Raw genomic sequence first — 11,922 nt, 5'->3', positions numbered from 1 at the left:
AAGGCCTCGTCATGAGGCCTTCAGTTGCGTTCAGTGCGCCCATTTTTTGGATTATTTGGCCCAGCTAATGACGGTTGTTAAGGTGTGGGAGCTGCTTGGTGCTAGCGTGACCTTATCTTCTAGGACATTAGCGGCTTCATGGCACACCATGGTGAGGTAGTCGTCGCTATTAAAACGTGATAAGCGTTGAGATTTGTCTATCCAAGGGTTCCATAATACGGCTGATTGACTGTTTTCTCGGTGCACGTTAATTATACCCTGCGGGGTATTAAGTTGCTGTACTTCACCTAATTGGGTGTAGACGCGATCAGTCTCTTTGTTAAAGACGACTTCGTCTCCATCTTGTGAGAACGGACCTTCGCCAAATTCAATATACTTTGATCCTGCAAAACCCGTTGCCTTGAGCTGATGAATATCCTCAATTGGAAAATAGGTGTGTAAAGCTTGGGTAAGACTCACCGGGTAGTCAGTGAGATTGGTGTTCACTAGGCTTACTTTTAAGGTGTCAGTCAGGTTAAAGATTAACTCGACTTTTGTATTGTGAGGCCAATAGAGCTGGTCCTCTTCACTTATGGTAAGACTGAACTTGAGCTCTACAGCTTGATTTTTCATCTGTACAGAGTCGAGTGACCAGATGCGAGTCCGAGCAAATCCATGTTGTGGCCAATCAGGTGTTTCACTCATACCAAACCAAGGCCAACAAACTGGGATCCCGCCACGAATACCATTACCTGGCTGATAATCATCGGCGGGCGATACCCATAATAGTGGCGGTTTACCCACAGGTTGGAAGTGATCTATCTGCGCACCTTGCATAAATATTCTCGCTTTACATAGCGAGGTGTCAATATCGACATACTCTAAACCATTTGGATGTTGTTTGGTGGTGACAGAACCCATGCGCTAATCCTCATTCCTGAATGCTGGCCAATGACCGGAATATTTTTGTCTACTTTACAGATTTTTGTGTAAAAGCATAAGTATCGGTTTGGTTGATTTTGCGGTTTCCCTGTTCTTAGCGGAAAACAAGGTACTTTTGTGCTGCATTTTTGTGCGTACTTGGTTACAGTGGTCAGAGCAGTTTTTGTTTCACCCTAATTTCTACCCAGTTAAATAGTTATTCAAATAATAAAAAGGATTATGGAATGCCTATCTATCAAGCTCCCCTACGAGATTATCAATTTGTCTTAAATGAACTTCTTAACATCTATCAGCGTGACGACCTTCAAGGATTTGAAGAGATTGATGCTGAACTTGCCGATGCGATATTGCAAGGTGTCGCTGAATTTACCACTGACGTGATGTTACCGCTCAATGGTAGTGGTGACGTAGAGGGATGCAAAATTGTTGAGGGAGAGGTAAAAACGCCTACTGGTTTCAAAGCCGCCTATCAGCAGTATGTTGAAAATGGTTGGGCAACGTTAACCAGTGATCCTATCTATGGCGGCCAAGGCTTACCTGAAGTCGTGGGGATTTTTGCCACAGAGATGAAAACTGCCACCAACATGGCGTTTGCTATGTATCCTGGGCTAACCCACGGTGCCTATGCAGCGATTCATGCCCACGGCAGCGATGCGCTCAAGCAGAAATATCTTGAGAAGCTGGTCTCCGGCGAGTGGACGGGTACTATGAACCTGGCTGAGTCTCATGCGGGAACCGATCTTGCGCTGCTACGCACTAAAGCTGTACCCGTTGGGGAGGGAAATTACGCCGTAAGTGGTGAAAAGATATTTATCTCATCTGGCGACCATGATCTGACCGAAAATATTGTTCATCTAGTGCTAGCGCGTTTGCCTGATGCGCCAGAGGGGGTGAAGGGCATATCGCTTTTTGCAGTGCCTAAATACTTGGTTAATGATGATGCAAGTCTAGGTTGTAGAAATGGGGTTGAGGCTACGGCGTTAGAGCACAAAATGGGCATCCATGGTAACTCGACATGTGTCATGGTATTTGATGGCGCACTGGGTGAATTAGTAGGAGAGCCGCACCAAGGACTGCGAGCGATGTTCACCATGATGAATGAAGCCCGCCTTGGGGTGGGCGTTCAAGGTCTTGGTGTATCAGAGATTGCCTATCAAAATGCATTGGCCTATGCAAAAGACCGCCTTCAAGGCCGTGCGCTAAGTGGTGTTAAAGCTCCTGCGTCTCCTGCAGATCCCATCATTGTGCATGGTGATGTACGTCGGATGTTGATGGCACAAAAAGCCTTTAATGAAGGGGCTCGGGCATTGGTTGGTCAGCAAGTCTTATGGCTTGATGAGTCCCATCGCCACCTTGACTCGGGTCAGAAGAAACAAGCTGCAAAATTGGCAGCCCTGTTTACCCCGATTGTAAAAGGGTTTATCACCGATAGAGGATTTAATGCGTGTGTAGATGCTCAACAGGTATTTGGTGGTCATGGTTATATTCATGAATGGGGCATGGAACAGTTTGTTCGAGATAGCCGTATAGCGATGATCTATGAGGGAACCAACGGGGTACAGGCATTAGATTTAGTCGGCCGTAAGCTGCTGTCTGACCGTGGTGAGGCGTTGACGTTATGGTCAGATATGGTTAAACCATTTATCGCTGAGCATATTAACAATGAAGCAATGAAACCCTACTTGTTACCTCTGATGGATGCTTCTACTGATCTAGAAAAAGCCACTGGTTTTATCTCAGGTCAGGCCGCGACAAATCCTGATATTATCGGTGCAGCTTCTATGCCCTATATGCAGATCTTTGGCATTACTGCATTAGCTTGGATGTGGGCTAGAACGGCGGCAGTGGCTTTGCAAGCACTGGAAGAGGGTGTTGAGAATGAAACCTTTTATCGCGCTAAACTCACTACTGCAGAGTTTTATATGAATTACTGGGCGGTGCAAACACGCAGTTTGCGCAAGCAAGTTGAAAGTGCAAGTTTGCAATTAATTGGGCTGTGTGAAGACGATTTCTAACGCTTGCAGAATAATGGCACCTCAGCCTTCAGAGCGGTGACAATGTTGTTAGAGGCTCTATGTTTTCTTAAACGAAAGCAGCCGATTGTTGGCGGGCATGTCGATATCTGACAGTAAATTTAAGCTAGCTGAGTGGGCGAGTTCTCTGACCCACTCAAACTCTCGTATTCCACTGTTAACATTTCTATGCTTTAACCAGATGTCGAACTGGCGATTACTGTCACTGGTATATTGGTTGTTGTAATTAAACGGACCGTAAATACACAGGAGACCGTTGCGTTCAAGATGCTGCTTAACGCCGTCAAAAAAGGCTTCGACCATTGTTTCGCTCATGATATGCAAAGTATTGGCGCTGAATATGGCGTCAACGGCGTTGGGATCCAATGACCAGGGTTGAGTGACTTCTAATGCTATTGGTTGTGCAATATTGTTCGATCCTTCTAATTCAATGCGCAGCGACAGCGGCTCAATATATTGCACTTGATCGCTAGGTAGCCAAATAAGTTGGGGCAGGTGTTTGGCAAAGTACACAGCATGTTGGCCCGTACCGCTGCCAACTTCTAATACGCGTTTAGTGGTTGAAAAAAGGGATTGCAGTTGAGGTAAAATTGCCTGTTTATTGTTTTCGCATGATTGCGAAAAGGGAAGCTGTTGAATGTCACTCATAGGTAAATTGGTGCTTATTGTTGTTATTTGTCCTTTATTTAACCTTAATGCGCCACAGGCCTCAATAAAAAGTGATGGCGGATAATAAAAAAGGCTCCTAAAGGAGCCTTTTCACAGGTGTTACAGCGTTACTTTGCCGCAGGCTCAGTAGTGAGATCGATGTTGTAAATCGCAAAGCCAAACTCATCGGTAAGATCACTACGCTTAGTGAGCTTACGTAACTGTTGTTCAGCAATAAATTTATCTGCCAGTTCACTGTCTTGAGTTTCAAAACGAACATCAAGTTTCGTGGCGGTGTTAATCGTCACGAAGTCCCAGTTGTTATCGGCAGCGGGATTAACTTCGCCATTAGCTTCAGTTTCTACAGTGATGTACTCAGCCAGGGCTTCACGGTTGCTATCAGGCAATTCCATGACGACATAATCAGAACCTGTGCCCGCAAACTTACCGCCAAATGCGCGGTAGTTATTTGATGCAATAATGAACTCTTTGGTCGCAAGCGCTTCACCAGTAATGATGGTGCCATCTTCCTCTTGGAAACTTAAACCGACAATACGGTTTGCATCCGCATTAACCACTTTACAGTTGCCATCGAACTTAGTTGGCTGGGTAACATCAATTTTGTAGGTAACGCCATCAATCACATCGAAATTGTAGGTACGATGTGTGTCCCAGTTAATCAGATATTGTGGCTCTGTGCTATTTGGTGCAATTTGATTAAATTGGTTGGCACTGCATTCTAGCCAATCTTTTACCTGAGCACCGGTCACTTTTACGGCAACCATAGTGTTTGGGTAAAGATAAAGATCGGCGGCGTTTTTATAAGTTAAATCACCAGCAGGCACTTGTACGTAACTGTCTGCGTCAGCCGCCGTGCTATGACGTCCGCCCGCTTTAAACGGCGCAGAGGCGCTAAGTACTGGAATGTCTTTTAGTGCGTCAGTCAGATTTTGCTTCACTTTTTCAATTTGGGCATTAGAGACAATTTGCACGCTTGGATCGTCTTGCACTAAAGTGAGGAAGCTATACATGTCAGCCGATGCCTTACCAATAGGTTGGTCGACATAAGCGAGCGTGTTGGCGTGATCCATAGCAACAGCATCACGAATGCCGTTATCGGCCTGAACTAATTCAGGTTGCTCGGCATTTTTGTCATAGATAGGTTCAGCTTTTGCGGAGCGGTCGATAACCATCCACTTGCCATTTTTCATTTCAAGTTTGATATCTACCACGCCTAGGTTGTCACCCCAGCGGCCAGGCATTACAGCTGCGACGCCGTTAATGGTGCCTTTTTCGAGATCGGCATTAGCCAAACCATCAAAGGTTGCTGATGGGAAAACTGAGTGACTATGGCCAAAAGTGATGGCGTCAATGCCATCAACGAGTGACAGTGCATAGGTAGCGTTTTCATCGTTAACATCAACTGGGTTGGTTGGTGAACCTACCCCTGAATGAGGGATAGCGACGATAACATCAGCGCCTTCCTCTTTCATTATAGGTACAAACTTTTCAGCCGCTTCGACAATACCCATAACCGAGACTTTGCCTGAAAGATTTTGCTTGTCCCACAGTAAAATTTGCGGTGGCACAAAGCCGATGTAGCCGATCTTAACAATCTGTTGGTCGCCATTGCTGTCGATAACCACTTTTTCTTCAATGAGATAAGGTGTAAATAGGTTGTCCCCTTTCTCTTTACCTTCCCAACAATCAGCTTCACACAATACGTTGGCGTTAATATAAGGGAAATTTGCACCAGCAATTGCTTCGCTTAGGAAATCTAAGCCATAGTTGAACTCATGGTTGCCGATATTGCCCACAGAGTAGCCTAAGGTATTCATGGCTTTGTAGGCTGGGTGAGTACCACCTATGGTGTTGTCACGTTTGAAATTATTGGCAACATAGTCACCCATAGGGCTACCTTGGAGTAAGTCGCCGTTGTCCACAAGAACGAAATTACTGACGTCGCTGCCTTTTTGTTTTATTAGGCTTGCGGTTCTGGCTAAGCCAATGGTTGGATCGTATTTCGATTTGTAGTAATCGTAATCCATGATATTAGTGTGCAGGTCACTGGTTTCTAAAATGCGTAGATCAACCTGAACTGCCGTGGTGTTGTCGTCATTATTGTCTGATCCACATGCCGCTAAGCCGAGTGATGATGCGATAACAACTGCTAAAATTTTTTTATTTAACATATCCATTCTCTTTTTTGTTTAGACCCCAAGAGGTAACTAAAGACCTCTTAAACTGCTAATAGCGCTATTTTGAGTATAATTGTCTATTAACGGTTGCCGATTATAGCGTCTCATTGTTTGATAATTGTGACGAACCCCAGAGTTTGCATGTATCATTTTGTAACATCGATTAACAATTAGACAATATCATTAGTGTGGTCAAATAGTGGGCGTAAGCGAGAGTTTGTGCGGAATAGGGATAAAAAAAAGCGCGCTATAAAGCGCGCTTTGAGTGACTAATCTGAGCCTATTTAGACAAAAGGCCTCGGCTTCTTAGTAGCGGCTCGATGCCTGCTTCTTTACCGCGGAATTGCTTGTAAAGTAGCATAGGATCTTCACTGCCACCTTGAGATAGTATATTGTTTCTAAAGGCATCTGCGGTTGCTTTATCGAAAATACCATTCTCTTTAAAGGCTTCAAATGCGTCAGCCCCCAAAATATCTGACCACAGGTAGCTGTAGTAACCGGCAGAGTACCCACCAGCAAAGATGTGTGAGAAGTAGGTACTGCGGTAACGCGGTGCAATTTCACCAATTAATCCCATCTTATTCAAAGAATCAGCTTCAAACTGTGCTGCATCTTTTGGCGTGAAGTCAGTCAATGTGTGCCAATCAAGGTCCAGCTTAGTCGCAGCCATATATTCAACCGTAGCAAAGCCTTGATTAAACTTGCTGGCAGCTTGGATCTTTTTCACTAATGCTTGTGGAATCACTTCACCTGTTTTGTAGTGTTTGGCAAACTGCGCTAACACTTCCGGCTGAGTCATCCAGTTTTCCATCACTTGCGATGGGAACTCCACATAATCGCGCGGTACAGATGTTCCCGCCTGTGAGCGGTATTCGACATCAGATAGCATGCCGTGCAGTGCATGGCCGAATTCATGGAATAGGGTGCTGGCTTCATCAAAGGTTAACAAAGAGGGCTCATCACCCACAGGACGAGGGTAGTTTAGTACGTTTACGATGATAGGCGTAGAGTCTACACCGTTCATGTTGTATTGCTGACGGTAGGCATTCATCCAAGCGCCACCGCGCTTACTGTCACGCACATAGTAGTCGCCCATAAAGATAGCCATCAATGACCCATCTTTATCAAAGACTTCCCAGGTACGCACTTCATCATTGTACTTAGGTAGATCGGTGCGCTCTTTTACCGTGATGCCGTACAGACGATTAGCGGTATAGAATACGCCTTTAAGGGTGTTTTCTAATGAGAAGTAAGGGCGTGTTTGCTGCTCGTTAAAGCTATATTTAGCTACACGGATCTTATCTGAATAGTACCACCAATCCCACGCTGCGAGTTTAAAGTCGCCACCTTCAGAATCGATAAGCGCTTGCATATCTGCCACTTCAGCCTTGGCTTGACCCAGTGCTGCTGGCCATACTTTGTTTAGCAGCTGATAAACATTTTCTGGTGTTTTGGCTGTACGCTCTTCGAGGACGAAATGGGCGTGGGTTTTATAGCCCATGAGTTGAGCACGCTCTGCGCGAAGTGCTGCCATCTCAGCCAATATTTTCTTGTTGTCATTGGCGTTATTGTTGTTACCGCGCTCAATATAACCTTTGTAAATTTTTTCACGTAGATCACGATTATCGGCATAGGTCAAAAACGGCGTAATAGAAGGACGTTGGGTGGTAAATACCCATTTGCCTTCATGACCACGTTTTGTGGCAGTTTGGGCTGCAGTATTAATCACATCTTGTGGCAATCCGGCGAGGTCAGATTCACGCTCAACTACCAGCTCAAAGGCATTAGTTTCGGCCAATAGGTTGTCGCCAAATTCAAGGCTTAATTTACCAATTTTTTCATTGAGTGCGCGTAACTTCACTTTGTCAGCTTCGCTTAAGTTAGCGCCGCCACGGGTGAATGATTTGTACGTATCTTCAAGTAATTTATGCTGGGCAACGCTTAGACCTAAACTTTCTTTTTGGTTATAAACAGTTTTAACGCGCTGAAACAGTTTGTCGTTAAGCAGAACATCATCACCAGCTGAAGAAAGCATTGGTGAGACCTCTTTCGAGATAGCCTGTAGTTCGTCGTTGGTATCGGCGCCTGTCAAATTATAAAAAACGCTGGCAACTTTGGTGGTTAATTCGCCTGAAAACTCCATTGCTTCAATCGTATTGGCGAAAGTTGGCGCATCTGGATTATCAATAATCGCTTGGATCTCAGCTTTGTGCTGGGCGATACCGGCTTTGAATGCCGGAAGGTAGTGCTCAGGCTTAATCTTGTCGAAATCGGGGATACCCATATAAGTGTCATAAGGCTTAAAAAATGGGTTGGTCGCGTTATTGTCGATAATTTGCTGTGCAACCACATTGGGTGCAATGTTGCTGTCATCGTTGCTAACGGTATTTGAACTGCATGCGCCTAGCGCAAAGGTCAGTGCCATCGCTGACACAAGTGGCTTAAGGGTCAATCCCTTCATACTAAAATCCCCGGTTATTTGCTTGGAATCGATAGCAACAAGTCATTGTTGTTGCACTATTGTGTGGTCAATATTGGTGTAACACTCACGTCAAAAATGCATTTTGCCTGACGTTAAACGGGTTAATTATCATTGTTCTTACAGAGAAAGCCATCAAATTTGTCTTTTGTTTGTAACAAATGTTGTGAGTTGGTCGTTTTTTAGTTCTAACAGGGCTTTTTTGTGGCAATATGCGGCGATTAATCATTAACAATAATACCTATCCTTTTATGATTACTCATCATTTTAGCCTTGTAAAGGCAGCTTTGCTGACAGCTTTTTTTAGTATTTGTATCAGCCCCGCGACGAAAGCGACAATTGAACATAACCATGCTCCCATCTCTACTCTGGCGATAGAAACGGCCGAGCTTGCCGTGAGCCAATATGGTAATGAAACAGTCAAAAGTTTAGCAAGTTTAGTACGTTACAAAACGGTTGCCGTAGATGGCATGACACCCGATACCAATCCTGAATTTATTGGCTTAAAAAGGGAATTAAAAGCCCTCAGTGAAACATTAGGGTTAGACTACGCCGATCATGGTTATGTGGTACTGATTGGGCTTGGGGAAAGTAAAGATAAGCTTGGCGTTATCACCCACGGTGATGTGCAACCTGCTGATGCAAACCTGTGGCAAACGGATCCTTTCGAACTGAATAAGATTAGCATGCCTGGGCTGTTGATTGGTCGTGGCACCGAAGATGATAAAGGGCCCATTGTCACCGCAATGTATGCAATGAAGACCATTAATGATCGCGGGCTTAAATTAAATAGACGTATCGAATTAATGGTCTATATGGCAGAAGAGTCAGATTGGGATCCACTAAAAGCGTTTTTAGACACATTTACCCCTGCAGAGATTAACATCACCATTGATGCTGAATATCCAGTGGTGACAGCGGAGAAAGGCTGGAGCCAGATAAAATTTATTATTCCTAATGTTGCCGATGCGCAGGTAGGTTCTGCTAGCCTAGTTGAGTTTACGGGTGGTGTATTTGCTAGCCAGATCCCCCAGCAAGCAAGGGCTGAAATCGTCAATATAGATGCCAAACTGGTCACCCTGCTTAAGCACCGCGCTGAAAAACAACCAGGGGTGCAATACCAATTTATTCAACAAGGCAACCGGTTAACTGTTCTAGCTGACGGTAAGTCCACTCACTCTTCAACGCCCGAAGATGGCGTCAATGCTGTCACTCATCTGGCTACGTTGCTGGCAGGTTATCATTGGCCTGCGACCACAGCGGCGTTGACCCAGCGATTTGTCGCACAGATGATTGGTCTTGGGCTCTATGCCGAGCAGTTTGGCGAGATTGGTTACAGTGATCCCTTTATGGGGAAAATGAGCCTTGCACCGACAGTAATAAAAGCGCTGGAGCAGGGGACTGAAGTCACCATTAATTTGCGTAGACCCTTAGGTAAAACAGCACAAACGTTAGATGAACAGACATTTATGGCATTAAGCGATTGGCAACAGGCTAACGATATTGAACTTATTGATATCGACACCTATTGGGGTGAACCTAAGTTAATGGATAAGGCACCGCATCTGAATACTTTATTGTCAGTATTTGGCCATTTTGCTGACGTTGAAAACCCGCGACCGGTTGCAATTGGCGGCTCGACGAACAGTAAGCTGTTTCCTAATGCACTTAGTTTTGGCCCCGCCATGCCTGGTGTGGAATACACAGGTCATAGTGAACATGAATTTATCACCCATGAACAATTTATGCTTAATCTCAAAATGTATACCGCAGCCTTTGTGGAGTTGGCTGTGCAAGCAGAATAGTGGAATATAGCGCAGTTTATGGCTGCGCGATTTATTCCGCACTACATCACTATTTAATATCCCGCTGTTTTGCTGCCGGCTCTTCGTGGATCCGAGGCGCCGAAGATACCCTCTTCCGTTACCATGATAGATTGGGTAGCGCCGATTGCATTTTTTACCTTCACTTTATGCCCCTTCGCTTCTAATAAGTTTATTGTATCGCGATTAAGGCTCTTTTCGGCTCGTAGTTCATCCGGTAACCACTGATGATGTATACGGCTGGCATAACTGGCTTCTGCAATATTCAGCTTGTGATCAATGACATTCATAATAATCTGTAGAGTAGTATTGATAATTCGCGAGCCCCCAGGACTGCCTGTGACGATAAAGGGTTTACCCGCTTTCATTACGATGGTTGGGCTCATGGAGCTCAATGGACGTTTACCTCCCTTCACCGCATTGGCATCACCACCAATGAGGCCATAGCCATTTGGCACACCTGCTTTAACTGAAAAATCATCCATCTCGTTATTGAGTAAAATCCCCGTTCCCTTAGCGACTAACCCTGAGCCATAACTGAAATTCAGTGTGTAGGTATTTGCTACCGCATTCCCCCATTTGTCTACAACAGAATAGTGGGTGGTTTGTGGGCTTTCATAACCTGCAATTTTCCCAGGTGCAATTTCACTGCTGGGTGTCGCTCGGTTAATGCTAATGCTTTTGGCACGACTGTTGGCATAGGTTTTACTGATAAGTTGACTGATGGGCACGTCAACAAAGCCGGGATCGCCTAAATATTCGCTACGATCGCTGTAAGCCCGCTTCATCACTTCAGCCATTAAGTGAAGCGTATCGGCACTGTTGTGCCCCAATTTTTCAATCGGGTAGGGCTCAAGCATATTGAGCATCTCGATAATATGAATCCCCCCTGATGACGGCGGTGGCATGGAGACCACTTGATAGCCTCGATATTGGCCGCTGATAGGTTGTCGCTCTATCACCTTGTATTGTGCCAGATCATCGAGGGTCATAACGCCACCCGCTTCAGTAATCGCTGCCACAATCTTTTCTGCCGTGTCGCCAGTATAAAACCCTTTGCTGCCTTGCTCACTAATCAAAGAGAGTGAGTGAGCAAGCTCAGGCTGAAATAAGGTGTCTCCAATGGCAAAATTGCTGCCATCTGCTTGATAAAATATTGCCTTGGAACTTGGCCACTGTGCGATTCTGCGTTTAAGGCCCGCTAAGGATGTTGCTAGATCTGGGGTCACTAAAATGCCTTTTTTAGCCAGTTCAATGGCAGGGGCAACGACCTGCGACATGGTCATGGTGCCATACTGTTTTAACGCCAACTCCATGCCCATTACTGTGCCAGGTACGCCAACAGCAAGCCCATGTTCACGGCTTAACTTTGCCACCGGATCCCCATTTTCGTCGAGGAAAATATCCTTATGGGCACTGGCTGGTGCCACTTCACGATAGTCGATAGCCAAGGTTCGTTTCTCCTTAGCAAGGTGAACGAGCATGAATCCGCCCCCCCCCAAATTCCCTGCGCGTGGCAGGGTGACGGCCAGAGCAAAACCAACCGCGACGGCTGCATCGACGGCATTACCGCCTTGTTTGAGAATATCGACACCAACATGGGTTGCCAGCGCTTCTTGGCTTGATACCATGCCATGTTTAGCCCAGATGGGTTGGACAGTGGCACTATTACTGTATATTGATGATTCGTTAGCGTGAACAAATTGCCCTGAGATTAGCGGCAAAGAGAGAGAGATGGCGATAATGAGGGTCTTAATTGGGCGCACAATCATTCCTTTGTATCTTGATTTGTTACTAAATGTGCCGATTAATGCTGTTAA

7 protein-coding genes are annotated in these 11,922 nt (G+C 45.4%); 2 read left to right on the top strand and 5 right to left on the bottom strand.

The window, feature by feature from the left end; genetic code table 11:
• Positions 1–51 precede the first annotated feature (51 nt).
• Positions 52–900, bottom strand: coding sequence for a D-hexose-6-phosphate mutarotase (locus tag L876_RS0100735; protein ID WP_028762021.1), 849 nt, complete (start codon positions 898–900; stop codon positions 52–54).
• A 245-nt stretch (positions 901–1,145) separates the two neighbouring features.
• On the opposite strand from L876_RS0100735, the gene L876_RS0100730 reads away from it, so the two are divergent.
• Positions 1,146–2,936, top strand: coding sequence for an acyl-CoA dehydrogenase C-terminal domain-containing protein (locus L876_RS0100730; RefSeq protein WP_028762020.1), 1,791 nt, complete (start codon positions 1,146–1,148; stop codon positions 2,934–2,936).
• 57 nt (positions 2,937–2,993) lie between these two features.
• Here the strand turns inward: L876_RS0100730 and L876_RS0100725 are convergent, their stop codons facing one another.
• The 3 genes from L876_RS0100725 to L876_RS0100715 form a co-directional block, all read right to left on the bottom strand.
• Positions 2,994–3,602 (bottom strand): DUF938 domain-containing protein, encoded by a 609-nt coding sequence (locus L876_RS0100725; protein ID WP_037427688.1) that lies wholly within the window; start codon positions 3,600–3,602, stop codon positions 2,994–2,996.
• 128 nt (positions 3,603–3,730) lie between these two features.
• Positions 3,731–5,794, bottom strand: coding sequence for a bifunctional 2',3'-cyclic-nucleotide 2'-phosphodiesterase/3'-nucleotidase (locus L876_RS0100720; RefSeq protein ID WP_028762018.1), 2,064 nt, complete (start codon positions 5,792–5,794; stop codon positions 3,731–3,733).
• Between the two features lie 286 nt (positions 5,795–6,080).
• On the bottom strand, positions 6,081–8,261 hold the full coding sequence (locus L876_RS0100715) for a M3 family metallopeptidase (protein ID WP_028762017.1): 2,181 nt from the start codon (positions 8,259–8,261) through the stop codon (positions 6,081–6,083).
• Positions 8,262–8,530: 269 nt separating this feature from the next.
• Between L876_RS0100715 and L876_RS0100710 the strand changes: the two genes are divergently transcribed.
• Positions 8,531–10,084 carry a dipeptidase gene (locus L876_RS0100710; protein ID WP_028762016.1) on the top strand — a complete coding sequence of 518 codons (1,554 nt, stop codon included), beginning with the start codon at positions 8,531–8,533 and terminating at the stop codon, positions 10,082–10,084.
• A 53-nt stretch (positions 10,085–10,137) separates the two neighbouring features.
• Here L876_RS0100710 and ggt read toward each other — a convergent pair whose 3' ends face one another.
• Entirely contained in the window at positions 10,138–11,874 is a 1,737-nt protein-coding gene (gene ggt / locus L876_RS0100705) for a gamma-glutamyltransferase (protein WP_037427686.1), read from the bottom strand.
• Positions 11,875–11,922: the final 48 nt, after the last annotated feature.

The organism is Shewanella colwelliana ATCC 39565 (genome assembly GCF_000518705.1).
Classification (GTDB): Bacteria; Pseudomonadota; Gammaproteobacteria; order Enterobacterales; family Shewanellaceae; genus Shewanella; species Shewanella colwelliana.
Note: the sequence above shows the minus strand (reverse complement) of the source record. Positions and strands in the feature narration are given on the sequence as shown.

Excerpts from the sequence above, each read along its gene's own strand:
- L876_RS0100735 (WP_028762021.1), bottom strand. The coding sequence starts at position 900 with ATGGGTTCTGTCACCACCAAACAACATCCAAATGGTTTAGAGTATGTC.
- L876_RS0100730 (WP_028762020.1), top strand. The coding sequence starts at position 1,146 with ATGCCTATCTATCAAGCTCCCCTACGAGATTATCAATTTGTCTTAAAT.
- L876_RS0100725 (WP_037427688.1), bottom strand. The coding sequence starts at position 3,602 with ATGAGTGACATTCAACAGCTTCCCTTTTCGCAATCATGCGAAAACAAT.
- L876_RS0100720 (WP_028762018.1), bottom strand. The coding sequence starts at position 5,794 with ATGTTAAATAAAAAAATTTTAGCAGTTGTTATCGCATCATCACTCGGC.
- L876_RS0100715 (WP_028762017.1), bottom strand. The coding sequence starts at position 8,261 with ATGAAGGGATTGACCCTTAAGCCACTTGTGTCAGCGATGGCACTGACC.
- L876_RS0100710 (WP_028762016.1), top strand. The coding sequence starts at position 8,531 with ATGATTACTCATCATTTTAGCCTTGTAAAGGCAGCTTTGCTGACAGCT.
- ggt (WP_037427686.1), bottom strand. The coding sequence starts at position 11,874 with ATGATTGTGCGCCCAATTAAGACCCTCATTATCGCCATCTCTCTCTCT.